Genomic DNA, 18,447 nt, shown 5'->3' on the forward strand with positions numbered 1-18,447 from the left:
TCTTATTCACCGCCTTCTAAGTCTTCACGGGAAACGATTTTGCACTTGCATGGTAATTTGTGAGTTGCAAGTCTTAACGCTTCACGAGCGATTTCTTCAGACACACCGGAGATCTCGAATAATACGCGACCCGGTTTAACTACAGCTACCCAATATTCCAAAGCACCTTTTCCGGAACCCATACGTGTCTCAGCCGGTTTAGCTGTTACTGGTTTGTCCGGGAAAATTTTGATCCAAACTTTACCACCACGTTTGATGTAACGTGTCATGGCAACACGGGCTGCCTCAATCTGGTTAGATTTGATCCAGCATGGCTCGAGAGCAACGATACCGTATTCACCGTTTGTAATCTTATTGCCTCTTAACGCTTTACCAGCCATTGTGCCACGGAACTGTTTACGTCTTTTAACTCTTTTTGGCATTAACATTATTTATCGCTCCCTTCCACTGCCTTTTTCGGAAGTACTTCACCTTTGTAGATCCATACTTTAACGCCTACTTTACCGTAGGTTGTATCTGCTTCTGCGAAACCGTAGTCGATATCAGCTCTCAGTGTCTGAAGCGGAATAGTACCTTCGCTGTAGAACTCTGTACGAGCCATATCTGCTCCACCAAGACGTCCGGAAACGGATGTTTTGATACCTTTAACGCCAGCTTTCATACTTCTGCCCATGCAGGATTTCATAGCACGACGGAAAGATACACGGTTCTCAAGCTGTGCTGCGATGTTCTCTGCAACGAGCTGAGCGTCTTTGTCCGGTCTCTTAACTTCTTTGATATCTACGATTAATTTCTTATCTGTATATTTCTGAAGCTCTTTTTTCACTTTCTCGATCTCAGCTCCGCCTTTACCGATTACAACACCCGGTTTAGCTGTGTAAACGATAACTTTAACGCGGTCAGAAGCTCTCTCGATCTCGATTTTAGCGATTCCTGCGCTGTATAATTTTTTCTTTAAAAATTTTCTGATATTGTAATCTTCAACTAAGAGATCTGCAAAATTGCCTTCTGCATACCATTTAGAACTCCAGTCTTTGATAACACCGACTCTCAAGCCATGAGGATTAACTTTCTGTCCCATGTTTTACCTCCTATCTTTCATTAAGCACGATTGTGATGTGGCTCATTCTCTTCTCGATTCTGTAAGCTCTACCCTGTGCTCTCGGATGAATTCTCTTCATTGTAGGTCCTTTATTTGCGTAGCACTCTTCTACATAAAGGTCATCAACTTTCATTCCGTTGTTGTTCTCAGCATTAGCAATTGCTGATTTTAATAATTTTTCAATAACGCTTGATGCGTATCTCGGATTGTACATTACGATAGCTAAAGCTGTTTTTACATCTTTGCCACGGATTGCATCCAGTACGAAGCAAGCTTTCTGTACAGACATTCTAGCATATGATAATTTTGCTGAAGGTCTGGTATCTTTCTGTGCATTTCTCTCTCTTTTAATTTGGGATCTATGTCCTTTTGCCATGGATATAACCTCCTTCCAAAATTATCTTACTTTAGATTTCTTTTCGTCTTTTCCATGTCCTCTGTATGTTCTGGTTGCTACGAACTCACCGAGTTTGTGTCCAACCATATCTTCTGTAACATATACAGGCACATGTTTTCTTCCATCATGAACTGCGATTGTATGTCCAACCATCTGCGGGAAGATTGTGGAACGGCGGGACCAGGTTTTGATTACCTGTTTGTCTCCTGCAGCGTTCATAGCATCAATCTTTTTCAGTAAGCTTTCATCAGCAAATGGTCCTTTTTTTAATGAACGAGCCATATTAAACCTCCTATTTGATTGCTTTACCGTCTCTTCTTCTTACGATAAGTTTGTTAGACTGTTTGTTTTTCTTTCTTGTCTTTAAGCCAAGAGCAGGTTTGCCCCAAGGTGTGCATGGACCTGGACGACCGATACTTGTCTTGCCTTCACCACCACCGTGTGGATGGTCATTCGGGTTCATAACAGAACCACGTACTGTTGGGCGGATACCCATGTGACGTTTACGTCCTGCTTTACCGATGTTGATCAGGCTGTGGTCACCGTTTCCGATAACACCTACTGTTGCACGGCAATTAATAGGAACCATTCTCATCTCTCCGGACGGAAGTCTTAAAGTAGCATATTTGCCCTCTTTAGCCATAAGCTGTGCGCTCATTCCTGCGGAACGAACAAGCTGTCCGCCTTTACCCGGATGTAACTCAATATTGTGAACCTGTGTACCAACTGGGATGTTTGCCAGCGGTAAGCAGTTACCTACGCGAACCTCAGCTTCCGGTCCGTTCATAACTTTCATACCATCTGTAAGTCCTGCCGGTGCAAGGATATATGCTTTCTGACCATCAGCGTAGCTGATCAGAGCGATATTAGCTGTTCTGTTCGGATCGTACTCGATACCGATAACAGTTGCCGGAATACCATCTTTATTTCTTTTGAAATCGATGATTCTGTATTTTTTCTTAGCTCCGCCTCCGCGGTGTCTAACAGTGATTTTACCCTGATTATTACGTCCAGAATTTTTGTTTAAGGAAACCAGTAAGGATTTCTCAGGAGTGCTCTTTGTGATCTCAGAGAAGTCAGAACCAGTCATATTTCTTCTGGAAGGTGTATATGGGTTATATGTTTTGATTCCCATAATGAATCTCCTTTCAATACTGTGTTTTATTATCGCACTTTACTGTGCCTAGCCTACTGCTTTGTGGATATCTTACAGACCTGCGAAGATCTCGATATCTTTGCTATCCTCTGTTAACTGAACGATAGCTTTTTTTGTTTTAGCAGTTTTACCAAAAGTCATTCCACGTCTTTTTGTTTTGCCTTCGCAATTCATTGTGTTAACTTTTGCAACTTTAACGCCGTCGAACATTTTCTCAACAGCTTCTTTGATCATAGCTTTGTTAGCTTCCGGATGAACCAGGAAAGTATATTTTTTCTCAGCCATGATATTCATGCTTTTCTCTGTAATAACCGGTTTGAGGATTACATCGTAGTACTGTACGTTTGCCATTATGCGTATACCTCCTCGATTTTCTCTACAGCTGCTTTTGTTGTGATCACGGTATCATATTTCAGGATATCGTATACATTTAACAGTGTAGCCTGTGTTGTTTTAACATCCGGTACATTTGCTGCGGATTTCTCAATAACAACATCTTTGTCTCCCATAACAACCAGTGCTTTGGAAACATTTAAGTTATTTAATACTTTAACAAAATCTTTTGTTTTGATTGCTTCTAATTTTAACTCATCTAAAACAACAAATTTCTGAGCCTCTACTCTGGATGTCAGAGCGGATTTTAAAGCTGCTCTTTTCTCTTTTTTGTTGATCTTGAAAGAGTAATCTCTCGGTACCGGAGCGAATACTACTCCACCACCTGTCCACTGCGGAGCTCTTGTTGAACCCTGTCTTGCATGACCGGTTCCTTTCTGTCTCCAAGGTTTTCTTCCACCGCCGCTAACTTCAGAACGTGTTTTTGCTTTCTGAGTTCCCTGACGATTATTTGCAAGCTGCTGTACAACTGCCATGTGTACTAAATGCTCGTTAACTTCTACACCGAAAACTGCGTCATTCAGTTCCATGGAGCCCACTTCGTTGCCTTCCATATTATAAACAGATACGTTAGCCATCTGTGTGTCCTCCTTTCCTAATCAAGTAAAACTTAAGCTTTTACTGTTTCCTTGATTGTTACTAAAGATTTCTTAGGTCCTGGTACGGAACCTTTAACTAAAAGTAAATTGTTCTCAGCATCTACACGAACAACTTCAAGGTTCTGAACTGTAACCTTTACGCTACCCATGTGTCCTGGCATGCCTTTTCCTTTGAATACTTTACTCGGAGAAGAACAAGCGCCGTTGGAACCCTGATGACGATGGAATTTAGAACCATGAGCCATAGGTCCTCTGTGCTGACCAAATCTCTTAATTGCGCCCTGGAAACCTTTACCTTTGGAAATTGCTGTTGCATCGATCTTGTCGCCTTCAGCGAAGATATCAGCTTTGATCACATCTGCAAGGTTGTATTCCTCAGCATTGTCAAATTTGAACTCGCGAACGAATCTCTTACCAGATACGCCAGCTTTGTCAAAGTGACCTTTCTCTGCTTTGTTAACACCATGTCTGTGTTTGATTTCTTTTTTACCGTTGGCATCTTTTGTAACAACTTTCTCTTTTTTGTCAACAAAACCAACCTGTACAGCGCTGTATCCATCGTTATCAACAGTTTTGATCTGTGTAACGTAGCACGGACCAGCCTGTAATACAGTAACCGGAACTAAAACTCCGTCTGCGTTGAAGATTTGAGTCATTCCGACTTTTGTAGCTAAGATAGCTTTCTTCATCTCATTTACCTCCTGTTTACTCTACAGCGGAGCGCTTTATGCGCTCATCCTAGAACAGTGATATATAAGTGGAACATTGAATCCATTGTTGTTTTGCAACGTGGGTTAAAACGGATTCGAAGAATGCTGCTTCTATATATAACCCTTCAGGATTTTACCTTAATCATGTTGCTTCCTATTATATAAGGAAGACTTTTTACCAGATGAATTATTTGTTTTTCATCTTGATGTCGATGCTGACACCAGCCGGCATTTCTAATCTTGACAGTGCATCAACAGTTTTCTGTGTTGGTGCTACGATGTCGATCAGTCTCTTGTGTGTTCTCTGCTCGAACTGCTCTCTGGAATCTTTGTATTTGTGAACCGCTCTTAAGATTGTTACAACCTCTTTCTTAGTAGGAAGTGGTACCGGTCCGCTCACCTGTGATCCGTTTTTCTTTACAGTTTCGATAATTTTCTTTGCTGATGCATCCACCATCTCGTGGTCATAAGCCTTGAGAATGATTCTCATTACTTGACTTGCCATAAAAAAAGTCGCCTCCTTTTCGCACTTTTGATTAGTACGACAAGCGGTGACTGTACACTCTCCCGTGTGTATCATTCAATCTCACACACGTTGTTTTCAACCATTTCATGGTCTTCAGTTTCAGTACAGTGACTTGTCGTCAGTTTCCTAACTTGACATTCGCTCCACGGAAAACCTGCCACTCGGGCAGCAACCTCGCGCTTCATTGCTATCATGTCACAGCAATAGCTAGTATAAGAGATTTCTTTCGGAATTGCAAGTAGTTTTTTCAATTTTTTTCAAAATATTCGTGTTTTTCTTGTATTTTTATAAATACATTAATTTTTGATACAAAAATGATTGCTAAGAAAGCGTGAAGAAGAGAAACATACACCAAGACACGATCATTTTCTATTTCCGCTACATCGCTTATCTCCTTGACGAACGCAGCAGTAGCATCTATAATCATAAAGAATTGTACAAACGCATACAAGCACATACATTATTATAATATAATAAGAAGAAACACATTTTATACAAAGACAATTTCATTGAGAAAGTAGAGGAAATAGACAATGTGGATAGCAAGAAACTGGAAAGATTATCAGGTGATTGATTGTTCTCAGGGTGAGAAGCTGGAGCGATGGGGAAAATATCTCCTGGTTCGCCCGGACCCGCAGGTCATCTGGGATACCCCGAAAACGGAAAAGGGATGGCACAAGCACAATGCCCACTATCATAGAAGTAAAAAAGGCGGCGGTGAATGGGAATTTTTCGATCTGCCGGAGCAGTGGACCATTCATTACAATGAACTTACCTTTAACTTAAAGCCATTCAGCTTTAAACATACCGGCTTATTCCCGGAGCAGGCTGCAAACTGGGACTGGTTCGGTGACAAGATTCGTAAAGCAGGCAGACCGATCAAAGTATTAAACTTATTTGCTTATACCGGTGGGGCAACACTTGCTGCTGCCGCTGCAGGCGCACAGGTTACTCATGTGGACGCTTCCAAAGGAATGGTTCAGTGGGCAAAAGAAAATGCTGCTTCTTCCGGTCTCAGTGACAGACCGATCCGCTGGCTGGTGGATGACTGTGTGAAATTTGTAGAGCGTGAGATCCGCCGCGGCAACCACTACGATGCAATCATTATGGATCCGCCTTCTTATGGCAGAGGACCGAAAGGTGAAATCTGGAAAATTGAGGAATCTGTTTACCCACTGGTAAAACTGTGTACACAGATCCTCTCCGATGATCCGCTGTTCTTCCTGATTAATTCTTATACAACAGGACTTCAACCAGCAGTACTGGCTTACATGCTCGGAACCGTTATGAAAAAATACAACGGTATCGTAACTGCTGATGAAATCGGACTTCCGGTTTCTTCCAACGGACTGGTTCTTCCATGTGGAGCATCCGGTCGCTGGGAATCTAAATAACAGAGTTTCCCCGATGCAATGACCTGGCAGAATTGTAAATCTGTTTATAGCTGCCACTATGTAGCAAAATTTAATCAGTACTAAAAAAACTATATCACAAGGCAAAATTTCTATGTCTGTGATATAGTTTTCTTCTTTATATTATATTTTTCCACTACCAGGGCATCACGCTTTAATCTTCCCGAAAGGTTTTACGGTATTCCATCGGGCTCATGGAATAAATCTGCTTGAACGCATCCACAAACCGCCGCACATTGTTATATCCGACTTTTTCACCAATCTCATACATCTTGGCATCTGTCTGGATCAGCAGTTTGATTGCTTCTTCCATTCGGATGGAAGTCAGATATGCTTTGTAATCCGTTTTCTGTTCCCGGGCTCATGGCACTGTATTTTGCTTTCAGTAATACTTCTCCTTTTCCCGGTGCCGGAATCTCCTTCTCCTTTAAGACTACTTTCCCCGGCTGAGCCTCTGCATAGATGGTTTTCACATTGTTAATTCCCCTCCTGTTTTTTGCGGGTTACTTTTATGCCCGGAACTTCTTTTCCTGCATAAAAAAACGCCGCATATGAAATTTATTATCTCGATGGGATAATTATTTCATATGCAACGTTCTATCTCAATGTCGTTTTCTGTGAAAAAACGGACGTTTTTTGTGATGTTATGTAACCTCACCATTATAAATTGCAGATTTGATGACATTACTACAACATATTTTTCTTTCTTAAGATCAGCAGGATCAGAATACAAATGATCAATGTACCAAGACAGATGATTCCAAATCCGTAAGGTGTATTGGACAATGGCATCCATTTTCCACTGACGTTCATTCCGTATAATCCGGAAATGATGGTCGGAATCGCCATGACCAGTGTGATGGATGTCAGGTATTTCATGACGTTGTTCAGTCGGTTGTTAATAACTGAGGATACCAGTTCGCGGGTACCATTAATGATATCTCGGTAGATCATTGTCATCTCAATCGCCTGCTTGTTCTCAATAATGACGTCATCCAACAGCTCCGTATCTTCCGGATACTGCTCCAGTCGTTTGTATCTGGACAGACGCTCCAACACAACACCGTTTGCTCTTAAGGATGTGGCAAAGTATACCAGCGTAGATTCCAGTTCATGCAAATTTACAAGGTCTTCATCTTCAGTATTTCCGCCGATATTTTCCTCGATGTCGGTTCTCTTTTTATCAATGATACGCAGTGTACTCTGATACATTGCCGCTGTGCGGAACAGAATCTGATATACAAAACGCATTTTCTTCTTTGTGGAAAATTCACGGACTCTGCGCTCAATGAAATGCTGCAGGATCGGAGTCTCCTCGGTACATACGGTAATGATACATTCCTGTGTCAGAAGGATACCAAGCGGGATAGTTGTATAGTTTTTGGATTCATGACGGATCTCTGTTGCCGGAATATCCACCAGGATCAGGGTATATCCATCCTCCAGCTCAATACGGGAACTTTCTTCCTCATCCAGTGCGGCACGGACGTCTGCCATATCGATATCATATTGTTCCGCGACTTCCTGACTCTCCTCCATTGTTGGGTTTGTCATCATGATCCAGACTCCCGGATCCATCTCTTCTACTTCATGAAGGACACGGTTGTCCGTCTTGTACACGGTCATCATATGTGCCACACCTGCCTTTCTGATATATTCAAGATTTGTCTGCAAATCTTGCTGCGAACTGAACATCTGCAAAGCTGATATTTTCCGCTGTTCAGTTCTGCAATCCTTACGGAGTATTCTTTTGCTTTGAAGAAGTAAAAGAATGCCTTAAAACTTAGTATACCAAGTTTCAAGGCATTTTGGTAGTGTTGAAATTAACTTTTACCGGTCTTTTTCATATTCTTTTCCTTTTTTATAAGGAAACACACACATTTTTACTTCTTTTTCCCTTACTGCTCCGGTACACCCATCGCAATTTTCTCCGGTGTGATCGGAAGTTCACGCACCCAGACACCGGTTGCGTTTGCGACTGCATGTGCAAGAGCCGGAGACGGTGTGTTGATAACAATCTCTCCGATGGATTTTGCACCAAATGGACCGGACTGCTCATAACTGCTCTCGAACTCTACGCGAAGTTTACATAAATCCACGCGGGCAGGAATCTTATACTGCATCAGGGAATTGTTCATCATTCTTCCATAATCCGTATATTGTACATTCTCGTACAATGCCATGCCGATGCCCTGTCCCAGTCCTCCTTCTACCTGAACTCTCGCAAGGTTCGGGTTCAGCGGTGTTCCACAGTCAACCACAGCCACATAATCGATCAGTTCCAGTTCACCGGTTTCTTTATCAATTTCCACTTCTGCCATTCCAACCATAAACGGTGGCGGAGAAGTCGGAGAATAATGACTTTCTGTTACCTGAAGCGCATGATTATTGGCACACATGGAATGTACACCAATCTCTGCTGTTGTCACAGATTTTCCTGTGGAAACACAGCTTACATGATCTCCTTCAAATCTGGTATCTTCCACCCCGCACTCCAACATCTGCGCCGCGGTCGCTCTGATTTCTTCGATCAGATGTCGGGCAGTTTTTTCCACTGCTTTACCGGTAATGTATGCGGTACTGGAAGCATAAGATCCGGAATCGTAAGGAGACGTATCTGTATCCGCACCGGATACTGCAATTTTGTCCGTATCACATTCCAGACATTCTGCTGCCACCTGCGCCAGCGTTGTATCGCATCCGGTTCCCATATCAGCGGCACCGATAGAAAGCAAATAACTTCCGTCTTCATTCAACTTAATAGTCGCAGAACCTACGTCCACGTTAGAAATACCGGATCCCTGCATGGACATTGCCATACCGACGCTCCGCACTTTTCCATTACCCATGTCGCGGCAAGGGAATTTTTCTTCCCAGCCGATCATCTCTGCCGCACGTTTCAGACAGCGGTCTAATGCGCAGCTGTTGTTTCGCTCACCGTAATACGCTGGCATGATCTCGCCTTCCCGCACCATATTCAGCTCACGCAGCTTCACCGGATCCATATGCAGTTTCTGCGCCAGTTCGTTTACTGCTGATTCCAACGCAAACTGTCCCTGCGTCGCACCATAGCCTCGATATGCTCCGGCAGACATTACGTTTGTATACACAACATCGTAGTCAAAACGGAATGCCTCTGCTTTTGCATAAAGCGGAATGGATTTGTGTCCGCTTAATCCTACGGTTGTCGGGCCATGTTCGCCGTAAGCACCGGTATTTGACAGTGTATACATGTCAATGGCACGGATGGTTCCGTCCTTCATGGCACCTACTTTTACGTGTACTTCCATCTCATGACGCGGTGAGGAAGCGATCTGGGATTCCACTCTGGTAAAAATAATTTTGGACGGTTTCTTTGTCATCCAGGTTACAAATGCCGGATAAACCTCAGAAACAGCGGTCTGTTTCGCTCCGAAACCACCGCCGACTCGGGGTTTTGACACACGGATCTGGGATTTCGGAATACCAAGGGCATTGGACACGATTCTTCGCACATGGAATACAATCTGTGTGGAACTGAAAATATTCAGTCTGCCGTAGGCATCGATGGAACAATACGTACGGAAGGTCTCCATCATCGCCTGCTGATCCGCAACCGTGTGATAGGTATGCTCCACGATGGTATCACATTCTGCCATCACACCGTCCACATCGCCTTCTTCAGATCTCGCTGTGGCACAAAGATTTCGCTTATTGTCCGCTCCAACCGGACAGAGAGATCTCCAGTTATCTTCCGGATGAACCAGGATCTCGTTGTCTTTTGCCACATGAAAATCCAGAATAGCCGGAAGGACTTCATATTTTACTTTGATCAGGCGCATGGCTTTTTCCACGCAGGCTTCATCTTCTCCGGCAATGATCGCCACCGGATCACCTACAAAACGCACATGCTGATCCAGAATCAGACGATCGTAAGGAGTTGCCTCTGGATAGGTCTGTCCTGCCGTAGTAAAACGCTGCTGCGGTACATCTTCCCAGGTATAAATCGCTTCAATTCCCGGTACTTTCTCCGCTGCTGTTTTATTGATTTCTTTTACGATTGCATTTGCATGGGGGCTGCGCAGTAATTTGACGATCAGACAGTCCTTCGGAACCAGATCGTCCATAAAAACCGGTTTTCCTGTCACCAGCGCCATGGCATCTTTTTTTCGAATTGGCTGATTTACTGCTTTCATCTGCTACCTCCATTCTTTTTGTATTCCAGAAACGCTTTGATTCCACGCATCTGTCCCTCATATCCGGAACATCTGCAGAGGTTTCCTGCTAAATATTCTTTGATTTCTTCATCGGAAGGATCCGGATTTTCCCGGAATAAGGCAATGGCATTCATGATCATGCCCGGATTACAGAAACCGCACTGCTCAGCACCCTGATCCGCAATAAAGGCACCAAATTCTTCCGCTTCTTTCTGAAGTCCCTCTAACGTATCTACTTTACATCCATTTACCCGTGCCACCAGCATGGAGCAGGAAAGCACCGGTTTTTCATTTACAAATACGGTACAAAGTCCACAGTTGGATGTTTCACAGCCACGTTTTACGCTATAGCAACCGTGTTCACGCACAAAGTCGATGAGCAACGTGTCCGGTTTTACAAGTGCATCCACTTTTTTTCCATTTAATGTAATTGTCACAACCATGTTACTGCACCTCCTCTGTCACGGTCAGCAGTGCACGACGGATCAGCGCCTTAGCCAGATGAGTCCGATATGCGGCACTGGCGCGCATGTTATCCTGTGTCGGAATCTGAGCCGCAAGTTCTTCTGCAATCTTTGCCGCTGCATCCGCACCGTTTTTTCTGATTTCTTCTGTCTGCTCCTCAGAAACAGTCAGAAGCATTGCTTTCTGCGGTCTTGCACCGACTGCCACTCTGGTTCCTTTTTTATCCAGACAGACGGCACATGTCAATACTGGAAAATCTGTTTTCGTATTTCTCTGAGACAGATAGACGCATTTCCCAGGTATCTTTTTTACGATGAGACGAATCAACACATCGTTATCACGAGGAAGATTTACAAAATCTGCCAGAGACAGGATTCCATTGTGATACAGTTCCACATATGCGTCCATTGCCAAAAAGCAGGTCAGCACATCGGAAAATCCAAACCTTCCAAACAAACTCCCACCTACGGTCGCAAGATTCCGAAACTGTACACCTACGATATGGCGCACACTCTCACGGACTGCACCGTCACTCCACTGGTTTAATCCTTCGTGTAACTCCAACTGACGCAGGGATGTCATACATCCGATGGAAAACTGCGTCTCATCTTCCTCAATGGTATCAAGACCAAGACCAGACAGATCGATGGCGGTCTGTATCCTGTGATCTCCCATTTTCATCCAGAGCATTCCACCAATGATCTGATTGGTTCGCTTCTGATTTAATTCAAATGCCTGCTCCAGACTTTCTACCTTCACATACTCTTTGATTTCCAGCATTCATGTTCTCCTTCTTTTACAATGATTTCAAAGTTTTCTCTCATACAAAGCTTTTCATCCCTTACTTAATGCAAATACTATCTTCACTTTTCCAAAGGGACATTTTTATTCTTATCGCATCTTTACTATATCATTAGCATCAGATGCGTTTTTTACAAATATCATTTAAACAGCACTTGTCACAATATGGCTGTGTCCGTGCAGTACAGACTTCTCTGCCATGCCACACCAGACGGTGGCAGAAATCACTGCCTTCCTCCGGTGGGATGATCTTCCACAGTTCCATTTCTACTTTTTTCGGCTCCTTGATGCCATCCACCAGTCCCATGCGATTTACCAGACGGATGCAGTGCGTATCTGTCACAATGGCCGGTTCACCAAACACATCACCCATGATCAGATTTGCACTTTTTCTGCCGACCCCCGGAAGTTTCAACAGTGCATTAAAATCCTTTGGCACGTTTCCACCGAACTCATCCCGAAGCATTTTCATACAGGCACTGATATCTCGCGCCTTACTTTTGCCAAGTCCACAGGGACGGACGATCTCCTCAATGTCTGCCACCTCAGCCTCTGCCAGTGCTTCCACGCTTGGATATTTTTCAAACAGTTTCGGAACGATCTGATTTACTCTGGCATCCGTACACTGCGCTGCCAGACGGACACTGACCAGAAGTTTCCATGCCTGATCATAATCCAGGGTACAGTCCGCATCCGGATATTCTTTTTTTAAACGGTCTATGATTTCAAGCGCCCTTTGCTTTTTCGTCATAATTTTCCTCGCAATCTTTTTTGCATATCTTTATTTTTATAAATATAGTTTATTTGCTTTTCAAACTTCTGAATCCGTTATCCACAATTCAGTTTTTCTTTCTTCAAACTTCCGAATCCATAATTTACAGTCCAGTTTTCGACATGCTCATTTGTTTTTATCCGTCAAATAGCTGTATAATTCTCCTGATAACAGGCAAACTATACAGCTATCCCCATCTTTATTACAGCATATATTTTTTTAATGCTGTTGTAATTTCTTCAATTCTCTGCTCTGCGATCTCGCGCACAGTCATTCCTTTTAAGCTCTCGATGTAGCCAAGCTCCTGACGATACAACCAGTTTTTCTGTGCATCATTTAATTTCTGGTAATGGTTTGCTTCTACCCAGTCATCGTATGACAAAGGAGCCGGATAACCAAGTTTCTCATCCAGCAGTTCTTTCAGGTCGATCTGATCTGCACGCTCCAGCATGCCATTCCAAAATTCCAGAACTTCCTCTACGTGCTCGTGAATCTCGTAACGACGTGCACCACCATCGTAGATGATACATTTTTCAAATAACGGATTGCACATAGACAGCGTCTGGCGTCTGAATTCCGGTGCAATGATACCGCCTTTCCAGTAGAAGTCTACATCCGGAAGGTTGATACCGGATACACCTTTATCCTGATAAGTTGCAAAAACACCTTCGTAAAATACTGTGATAAAGCCTTCAAAATCCGGCCAATACTCGCGGATTTCTTCCGTCAGGCGTTCTAAGATTTCAATACCTTTTGTACCACCAATGGTAAACACGATAATGTTGCGGAGTTTTGCACCGTGCTCACGATAAAAATCAGTTACATAGCGTAAGCAGTGGATCAGTGTCTCGCCAGTTGCAATGATATCACCGATCAGCAAGGTACTTCCCGGAACCATGGTCAGCTTGCTGTATTTGATTTCCAGACCAGCGATCTCATCCTCATGGAACACACGCTCACTGGACAGGAAACTGATATCATGCACTCGGATATGCTCACGATAACAGCTCTCCTCCAACGGATAATTCAATGCCCCACGTAAAATAGACAGAATGTTGGCAGTTGTTACCTTTTTCTGTTCTTTAAAATAATACAACATCTGAGAAGTGGACGGAATCAGACAATAATATGTCTCATATCCGACGATTTCCGGATTGTTTAATAATTTCCGTGTCTCCGCTTCTGATACAATATAATATTCATTTTTAAAATCTCCGTCCTCCAGTTGATAGCAGGATACCCCCTGATCTACAAATGTTGGGACGATCTGTACATTATTCCAGTTCATCCTTCGTCTCTCCTATTTTTTACATATAAATTTATTATACAATGGTTCGACAAATCCTGCCATGAAATTTTTTATAAAATCTCGGCTTTATTCATATACAAAATGCACAACGAAGCCTCACTTTGTTTTTTTTCCAACGGTAGTCTTTCGCTGTGCATTCTGTTTTCCTCATGGAAAATCCTGTTTAAATCACTTCATTTTTCACTTTCAAATGATAAAAATTTATCTTGCTAATTTACAGAAACAGTTCTTAGATTTTATCAATAATTTTTACCGGAACAGACCTGCAATTTTATCAATAATTTTACTGGAACAGTCCTTTGATCTTGTCAAAAATTGTCTGTTTCTGTTCAACCGCCGTAGCTTCCTCTGCTTCCTTTACTTTGATGTCATCGGTACGGACTGCGAACTGTACCAGACCGATGTCTGTGTTTTCGTCAGAAGTGAAGGATACCGGTTCATAATCGCTGCCGGAGAGTTTTTCTACCATTTCGTCAATGGCATCATCAATCTGTGTGTCGATGTCAGATGTCTCATCTTTGAACTCCTGTGTACCATCTTTTAATTCAGTTGCGCCATCGTTCAGTTCTTTCATGCCACTGCTGAACTCACTGGTTCCGGACTGAAGGGTATTTGCGCCCTGCTGCAGCGCATCCACACCGGCTGCTGCACTGCTGATACCTGTCTGTAAGCTGTTGATTCCCTGCTGTTGGATTGCCACATCTTCCTGTGGCATTGTGATAGAAATGTCCTGATTTGCTGCCGCCGCATCTACCTTTGTATCTGCAATTGCATTTTTCAGAGTAGAAGCCTCATCAGAAGTCAGTTTTCCTTCATCTCAGTCTGAGTTGAGACTCCCACTTCTGCAAGTGGTGAGTAGTAACAAGTATTTCTCAGTGGGAGTTCAATCTCCGACTGAGATAAATGCTCCGCGAGGATGTGCAGTGATTCTGATAAGATTCTTCAGATAATGTAAGTTAAATTTTTTCTTGCACTCAAAATGTAATAAAAAAACCGGCAGCTACTACAGAATTTCCTCTATAGTAGTTGTCGGCATTTTACTGCATATTATTTCTTTCCAAAATGGAAGAAACCTTTCTTTTCTTTTTTCTCATAAGGCTCAGCTTCATAAGATAATACTTTATATCCGATATCCTTTACCTGTTTTTTCACCCATGGAATATCAAGTTCCGCATCACTGATGATAACGGTCTCTCCGGCACTTGCAGAAGAAGACACTTTATTTACTTTAAAATTGTTGCGGATGACTTCATTCATATGAGCTTCACACATGCTGCATGACATACCATCAATTTTTAATACAGTCTTTACCATACTGATTCCTTCTTTCTCAAATGATCATTTTTCAATTTACTTTTCAGATTCATTATGATATTTCAAGTCGAACACAGTTGATACCCGGTGCATAATTCCAGGTAGCATCAGCTGACATTTTCTTCCATTCAATCATAAAAAGATATTCTGAAACCAGCATTATTGTATACCCCTATGGGGTACTCTGTCAATCGTTTTAGTTAGCATATGCTACTATATTATTGATGTATTTTTCTCATAAAATTCAATTTTTGAGATCACTGGGTAAATGCTCTTATATATTCTGTTTCAATTTTCCAATTAAAAAATGTCTGATATACATTTATGCATTTTCCAGGCAAACATCTTTAATAATATCCTGCTTTTATAATTTCGTCGTCCACTGGCTCATATTCCAGATCTCATCTACCACATCCTGATAAAACTCCGGCTCATGACAGATCAGCAGAATACTTCCGCGGTATTCCTGCAATGCAGTCTTTAATGCATCCTTTGCATCTACATCCAAATGGTTAGTCGGCTCGTCCAGAAGCAGGAAATTTGTATCACGATTCAGCAGCTTACACAGACGTACTTTTGCCTGCTCGCCACCGCTTAATACACGCACCTGGCTTTCAATATGTTTTGTCGTCAATCCACATTTTGCCAGAGCGGAACGAACTTCATACTGAGAAAATGATGGAAACTCCTCCCAGATTTCTTCGATACAGCTGTTTCGATTATCTGGGCTTACTTCCTGCTCAAAATAGCCAAGCTGTAGTTTTTCACCCAATTCGCATTCACCGGAAATAGATGGAATCAAACCAAGAATACTCTTCAGCAACGTTGTTTTTCCGATTCCGTTAGTACCAACCAACGCAATCTTCTGACCACGCTCCATAGAGAAATTTAATGGTTTGGACAGAGGTTCGTCGTAACCGATCACCAGATCATGTGTCTCAAACAGCACTTTTCCCGGTGTCTGTCCATACTGAAAATGAAATTCCGGCTTTGGACGCTCTGCCGCCAGTTCGATAACATCCATTTTGTCCAGTTTTTTCTGACGGGACATCGCCATGTTTCTAGTAGAAACTCTGGCCTTATTTCTTGCTACAAAGTCTTTTAATTCACTGATTTCCTGCTGTTGTCTGCGATACGCAGCCTCAAGCTGCGCTTTTTTCATAGCATACACTTCCTGGAAATGCTCATAATCCCCTACATATCGGTTCAGTTCCTGGTTTTCCATATGATAAATAATATTTACCACTTCATTCAGGAATGGAATATCATGGGAAATCAGAATAAATGCATTTTCATAATCCAGCAGATAACGTTTCAGCCATGCAATATGCTCCTCATCCAGATAGTTTGTCGGCTCATCCAGCAATAAAATATCCGGTTTTTCAAGCAATAATTTTGCCAGTAAAACTTTTGTTCTCTGACCACCACTCAGGTCTGTGACATCGCGGTCAAGCCCCAGATCCATCAAACCTAATGCGCGGGCAACCTCGTCCACTTTTGCATCAATCATATAGAAATCATGCTGTTCCAACAGCTCCTGATAAGTGCCTGTCTCCTCAAGCAGACGTTCCATTTCCTCTGGTGTCGCATCTGCCATCTGTTCAAACATCTGATTCATCTCTGTTTCCATATCAAACAGCCAGGAAAATGCGGAACGCAGCACATCACCGATGGTCATTCCTTCTTCCAGCACTGCATGCTGATCCAGATATCCCGCCCGGACATTTTTTGCCCATTCTACTTTTCCTTCATCCGGCATCAAACGTCCGGTTACAATACTCATAAATGTGGATTTTCCCTCACCATTTGCACCAATCAAACCGATATGCTCGCCCTTCAGCAAACGAAAAGATACATCTTCAAAAATCGCACGATCACCAAAACCATGCGTCAGGTGTTCTACATTTAAAATACTCATCTAGCTATATGTTCTCCTTCATTTTCCAATTTCAGCTGCTTTTATGTTTACAACCAGTTGTCCACTTTTACCCGTTTTTTCATCATCTGGTACAATTTATAATAATTCAAATACTCTTGCCTTGTGTTAATTTCTGCACCCATGCCAAGCAAAATCCCCGCAATGATACTCCTATGACACATTGCTTCCGTTTCGCAATAGCAGCCAAGCATAATATTTTTTGTTTTACTCATATCTGTCAAATTTTCTAGCAAAGTTAGTGCCTCTGCATTCTCAGATAATTCCTTCACAAACTGTGGCACATACACTTCATAAAAAAATTTCTGATTAAACGTTTTTTCCTGACATGCTTCACGATATTTCTGGAACAGATCTGGCGACGGACTGAGCGCTGGTATATATTTCACAAAATCAGGCAGATCATCTGGCTTACGCACAATCAACCAATTTCCTTCATATTTGTTTTGATCCATTTCTTGATAACTCCCAACTGTTAACATTACAATTCTCCTTCTCTTATCTTAAATATTTTATAAAAACTTCTATAGCTATTATTTATGACTCGTTCAACACCTCGCAGCTCTCTTTTAATATTTCTAAACGATCTTTAATTTTCTAAATTTGTGCATTTTACGAAACATACTTTTTTCAAACTACAGCCGTCATCTATAAGACATTTATTGTACCATAAATTATCGTCTAAGTTAAGTCCCTTCTCCAATAATATATCACCTAGTTAAATAATTTTCTCTCTGCAAATTTAGAAATGGAACAACTTGGAACAAAATATGACCCTTGTAACGCAAAAAAATACCGCAAACCCTTGTAAATCAAAGGCTTGCGATACTTCTTAGGACGTGCGTGAGAGGATTCGAACCCCCGACACCTTGGTCCGTAGCCAAGTGCTCTATCCAGCTGAGCTACACACACATATTCAATTAACTTCTTAAAGAAGTTAATGCCGGCGACCGGAATCGAACCGGTACGATGTCGCCACCACAGGATTTTAAGTCCTGCGCGTCTGCCAGTTCCGCCACGCCGGCATGATGCTTTAGCATCGATGGGACCTACAGGGCTCGAACCTGTGACCCTCTGCTTGTAAGGCAGATGCTCTCCCAGCTGAGCTAAGATCCCATAAACGGCCCAGACGGGACTCGAACCCGTGACCTCCGCCGTGACAGGGCGGCGCTCTAACCAACTGAGCCACTAGGCCAGATCGTTAATTATATGTTTTGCAAAATGGACCTTCGGGGACTCGAACCCAGGACCGACCGGTTATGAGCCGGTTGCTCTAACCAACTGAGCTAAAGGTCCATAAAAAGCCGATGATCGGACTCGAACCGATAACCTGCTGATTACAAATCAGCTGCTCTGCCA

At 42.6% G+C, this 18,447-nt stretch carries 22 protein-coding genes and 5 tRNA genes; 1 reads left to right on the top strand and 26 read right to left on the bottom strand.

Annotated features, from left to right (window positions below):
• Positions 1–2: 2 nt before the first annotated feature.
• From rplP to rpsJ, 9 genes are all read right to left on the bottom strand, one after another.
• Positions 3–428, bottom strand: a complete 426-nt coding sequence (rplP, locus tag DXB15_RS11665) for a 50S ribosomal protein L16 (protein WP_021739352.1) — start codon at positions 426–428, stop codon at positions 3–5.
• Positions 428–1,081, bottom strand: coding sequence for a 30S ribosomal protein S3 (gene rpsC / locus DXB15_RS11670; protein ID WP_109216001.1), 654 nt, complete (start codon positions 1,079–1,081; stop codon positions 428–430). Before rpsC ends, rplP begins: the two co-directional genes overlap by 1 nt.
• A 10-nt stretch (positions 1,082–1,091) precedes the next feature.
• Entirely contained in the window at positions 1,092–1,478 is a 387-nt protein-coding gene (gene rplV / locus DXB15_RS11675) for a 50S ribosomal protein L22 (RefSeq protein WP_021739354.1), read from the bottom strand.
• A 21-nt stretch (positions 1,479–1,499) separates the two neighbouring features.
• Positions 1,500–1,781: a 30S ribosomal protein S19 gene (rpsS, locus tag DXB15_RS11680; RefSeq protein ID WP_021739355.1), complete on the bottom strand. Its 282-nt coding sequence runs from the start codon at positions 1,779–1,781 to the stop codon at positions 1,500–1,502.
• Positions 1,782–1,791: 10 nt separating this feature from the next.
• Positions 1,792–2,634, bottom strand: a complete 843-nt coding sequence (gene rplB, locus DXB15_RS11685) for a 50S ribosomal protein L2 (RefSeq protein WP_109216000.1) — start codon at positions 2,632–2,634, stop codon at positions 1,792–1,794.
• A gap of 72 nt (positions 2,635–2,706) precedes the next feature.
• Positions 2,707–3,006 carry a 50S ribosomal protein L23 gene (gene rplW, locus DXB15_RS11690; protein WP_109215999.1) on the bottom strand — a complete coding sequence of 100 codons (300 nt, stop codon included), beginning with the start codon at positions 3,004–3,006 and terminating at the stop codon, positions 2,707–2,709.
• Positions 3,006–3,626, bottom strand: coding sequence for a 50S ribosomal protein L4 (rplD, locus tag DXB15_RS11695; protein ID WP_021739358.1), 621 nt, complete (start codon positions 3,624–3,626; stop codon positions 3,006–3,008). The genes rplW and rplD overlap by 1 nt, the downstream gene beginning before the upstream one ends.
• A 32-nt stretch (positions 3,627–3,658) precedes the next feature.
• Positions 3,659–4,336 (bottom strand): 50S ribosomal protein L3, encoded by a 678-nt coding sequence (rplC, locus tag DXB15_RS11700; RefSeq protein ID WP_109215998.1) that lies wholly within the window; start codon positions 4,334–4,336, stop codon positions 3,659–3,661.
• A gap of 208 nt (positions 4,337–4,544) precedes the next feature.
• Entirely contained in the window at positions 4,545–4,862 is a 318-nt protein-coding gene (gene rpsJ / locus DXB15_RS11705; protein ID WP_022035229.1) for a 30S ribosomal protein S10, read from the bottom strand.
• Positions 4,863–5,416: 554 nt separating this feature from the next.
• On the opposite strand from rpsJ, the gene DXB15_RS11715 reads away from it, so the two are divergent.
• Complete coding sequence (locus tag DXB15_RS11715) at positions 5,417–6,277, top strand: class I SAM-dependent methyltransferase (RefSeq protein WP_109215997.1); 861 nt, start codon at positions 5,417–5,419, stop codon at positions 6,275–6,277.
• A 172-nt stretch (positions 6,278–6,449) separates the two neighbouring features.
• Here the strand turns inward: DXB15_RS11715 and DXB15_RS11720 are convergent, their stop codons facing one another.
• The 17 genes from DXB15_RS11720 to DXB15_RS11800 form a co-directional block, all read right to left on the bottom strand.
• The gene (locus DXB15_RS11720; protein WP_109215996.1) at positions 6,450–6,608 is read right to left on the bottom strand and encodes a helix-turn-helix domain-containing protein; all 159 of its coding nucleotides are present in this window, start codon (positions 6,606–6,608) and stop codon (positions 6,450–6,452) included.
• Entirely contained in the window at positions 6,559–6,768 is a 210-nt protein-coding gene (locus DXB15_RS17065; RefSeq protein WP_177956881.1) for a hypothetical protein, read from the bottom strand. Before DXB15_RS17065 ends, DXB15_RS11720 begins: the two co-directional genes overlap by 50 nt.
• Before the next feature lie 214 nt (positions 6,769–6,982).
• Complete coding sequence (locus DXB15_RS11730) at positions 6,983–7,924, bottom strand: magnesium transporter CorA family protein (RefSeq protein ID WP_109216071.1); 942 nt, start codon at positions 7,922–7,924, stop codon at positions 6,983–6,985.
• A gap of 269 nt (positions 7,925–8,193) precedes the next feature.
• The gene (locus DXB15_RS11735) at positions 8,194–10,470 is read right to left on the bottom strand and encodes a xanthine dehydrogenase family protein molybdopterin-binding subunit (RefSeq protein WP_118703047.1); all 2,277 of its coding nucleotides are present in this window, start codon (positions 10,468–10,470) and stop codon (positions 8,194–8,196) included.
• The gene (locus DXB15_RS11740; protein ID WP_118703048.1) at positions 10,467–10,934 is read right to left on the bottom strand and encodes a (2Fe-2S)-binding protein; all 468 of its coding nucleotides are present in this window, start codon (positions 10,932–10,934) and stop codon (positions 10,467–10,469) included. The genes DXB15_RS11735 and DXB15_RS11740 overlap by 4 nt, the downstream gene beginning before the upstream one ends.
• Position 10,935: 1 nt before the next feature.
• On the bottom strand, positions 10,936–11,736 hold the full coding sequence (locus DXB15_RS11745; RefSeq protein ID WP_118703049.1) for an FAD binding domain-containing protein: 801 nt from the start codon (positions 11,734–11,736) through the stop codon (positions 10,936–10,938).
• 139 nt (positions 11,737–11,875) lie between these two features.
• Positions 11,876–12,508, bottom strand: coding sequence for an endonuclease III domain-containing protein (locus tag DXB15_RS11750; RefSeq protein ID WP_118703050.1), 633 nt, complete (start codon positions 12,506–12,508; stop codon positions 11,876–11,878).
• Positions 12,509–12,731: 223 nt separating this feature from the next.
• Positions 12,732–13,817 (bottom strand): phosphoribosyltransferase, encoded by a 1,086-nt coding sequence (locus DXB15_RS11755; RefSeq protein WP_109216988.1) that lies wholly within the window; start codon positions 13,815–13,817, stop codon positions 12,732–12,734.
• A 304-nt stretch (positions 13,818–14,121) separates the two neighbouring features.
• Positions 14,122–14,553: a hypothetical protein gene (locus DXB15_RS11760; protein ID WP_118703051.1), complete on the bottom strand. Its 432-nt coding sequence runs from the start codon at positions 14,551–14,553 to the stop codon at positions 14,122–14,124.
• 332 nt (positions 14,554–14,885) lie between these two features.
• The gene (locus DXB15_RS11765) at positions 14,886–15,152 is read right to left on the bottom strand and encodes a heavy-metal-associated domain-containing protein (protein ID WP_109214742.1); all 267 of its coding nucleotides are present in this window, start codon (positions 15,150–15,152) and stop codon (positions 14,886–14,888) included.
• A 364-nt stretch (positions 15,153–15,516) separates the two neighbouring features.
• Positions 15,517–17,070: an ABC-F family ATP-binding cassette domain-containing protein gene (locus DXB15_RS11770; protein ID WP_118703052.1), complete on the bottom strand. Its 1,554-nt coding sequence runs from the start codon at positions 17,068–17,070 to the stop codon at positions 15,517–15,519.
• A 47-nt stretch (positions 17,071–17,117) separates the two neighbouring features.
• Positions 17,118–17,543 carry a DUF488 family protein, N3 subclade gene (locus DXB15_RS11775; protein WP_158582259.1) on the bottom strand — a complete coding sequence of 142 codons (426 nt, stop codon included), beginning with the start codon at positions 17,541–17,543 and terminating at the stop codon, positions 17,118–17,120.
• 383 nt (positions 17,544–17,926) lie between these two features.
• Positions 17,927–18,000 (bottom strand) — tRNA-Arg (locus tag DXB15_RS11780).
• A gap of 29 nt (positions 18,001–18,029) precedes the next feature.
• A tRNA-Leu gene (locus DXB15_RS11785) sits at positions 18,030–18,113 on the bottom strand.
• A gap of 18 nt (positions 18,114–18,131) precedes the next feature.
• Positions 18,132–18,204: transfer RNA gene (locus tag DXB15_RS11790), tRNA-Val, on the bottom strand.
• Positions 18,205–18,209: 5 nt separating this feature from the next.
• A tRNA-Asp gene (locus DXB15_RS11795) sits at positions 18,210–18,283 on the bottom strand.
• 27 nt (positions 18,284–18,310) lie between these two features.
• Positions 18,311–18,384: transfer RNA gene (locus DXB15_RS11800), tRNA-Ile, on the bottom strand.
• Positions 18,385–18,447 lie beyond the last annotated feature (63 nt).

This window comes from Roseburia sp. OM02-15, from assembly GCF_003481835.1.
GTDB lineage: Bacteria > Bacillota > Clostridia > Lachnospirales > Lachnospiraceae > Eubacterium_I > Eubacterium_I ramulus_A.

Excerpts from the sequence above, each read along its gene's own strand:
- rplP (WP_021739352.1), bottom strand. The coding sequence starts at position 428 with ATGTTAATGCCAAAAAGAGTTAAAAGACGTAAACAGTTCCGTGGCACA.
- rpsC (WP_109216001.1), bottom strand. The coding sequence starts at position 1,081 with ATGGGACAGAAAGTTAATCCTCATGGCTTGAGAGTCGGTGTTATCAAA.
- rplV (WP_021739354.1), bottom strand. The coding sequence starts at position 1,478 with ATGGCAAAAGGACATAGATCCCAAATTAAAAGAGAGAGAAATGCACAG.
- rpsS (WP_021739355.1), bottom strand. The coding sequence starts at position 1,781 with ATGGCTCGTTCATTAAAAAAAGGACCATTTGCTGATGAAAGCTTACTG.
- rplB (WP_109216000.1), bottom strand. The coding sequence starts at position 2,634 with ATGGGAATCAAAACATATAACCCATATACACCTTCCAGAAGAAATATG.
- rplW (WP_109215999.1), bottom strand. The coding sequence starts at position 3,006 with ATGGCAAACGTACAGTACTACGATGTAATCCTCAAACCGGTTATTACA.
- rplD (WP_021739358.1), bottom strand. The coding sequence starts at position 3,626 with ATGGCTAACGTATCTGTTTATAATATGGAAGGCAACGAAGTGGGCTCC.
- rplC (WP_109215998.1), bottom strand. The coding sequence starts at position 4,336 with ATGAAGAAAGCTATCTTAGCTACAAAAGTCGGAATGACTCAAATCTTC.
- rpsJ (WP_022035229.1), bottom strand. The coding sequence starts at position 4,862 with ATGGCAAGTCAAGTAATGAGAATCATTCTCAAGGCTTATGACCACGAG.
- DXB15_RS11715 (WP_109215997.1), top strand. The coding sequence starts at position 5,417 with ATGTGGATAGCAAGAAACTGGAAAGATTATCAGGTGATTGATTGTTCT.
- DXB15_RS11720 (WP_109215996.1), bottom strand. The coding sequence starts at position 6,608 with ATGGAAGAAGCAATCAAACTGCTGATCCAGACAGATGCCAAGATGTAT.
- DXB15_RS11730 (WP_109216071.1), bottom strand. The coding sequence starts at position 7,924 with ATGATGACCGTGTACAAGACGGACAACCGTGTCCTTCATGAAGTAGAA.
- DXB15_RS11735 (WP_118703047.1), bottom strand. The coding sequence starts at position 10,470 with ATGAAAGCAGTAAATCAGCCAATTCGAAAAAAAGATGCCATGGCGCTG.
- DXB15_RS11740 (WP_118703048.1), bottom strand. The coding sequence starts at position 10,934 with ATGGTTGTGACAATTACATTAAATGGAAAAAAAGTGGATGCACTTGTA.
- DXB15_RS11745 (WP_118703049.1), bottom strand. The coding sequence starts at position 11,736 with ATGCTGGAAATCAAAGAGTATGTGAAGGTAGAAAGTCTGGAGCAGGCA.
- DXB15_RS11750 (WP_118703050.1), bottom strand. The coding sequence starts at position 12,508 with ATGACGAAAAAGCAAAGGGCGCTTGAAATCATAGACCGTTTAAAAAAA.
- DXB15_RS11755 (WP_109216988.1), bottom strand. The coding sequence starts at position 13,817 with ATGAACTGGAATAATGTACAGATCGTCCCAACATTTGTAGATCAGGGG.
- DXB15_RS11760 (WP_118703051.1), bottom strand. The coding sequence starts at position 14,553 with ATGCCACAGGAAGATGTGGCAATCCAACAGCAGGGAATCAACAGCTTA.
- DXB15_RS11765 (WP_109214742.1), bottom strand. The coding sequence starts at position 15,152 with ATGGTAAAGACTGTATTAAAAATTGATGGTATGTCATGCAGCATGTGT.
- DXB15_RS11770 (WP_118703052.1), bottom strand. The coding sequence starts at position 17,070 with ATGAGTATTTTAAATGTAGAACACCTGACGCATGGTTTTGGTGATCGT.
- DXB15_RS11775 (WP_158582259.1), bottom strand. The coding sequence starts at position 17,543 with ATGGATCAAAACAAATATGAAGGAAATTGGTTGATTGTGCGTAAGCCA.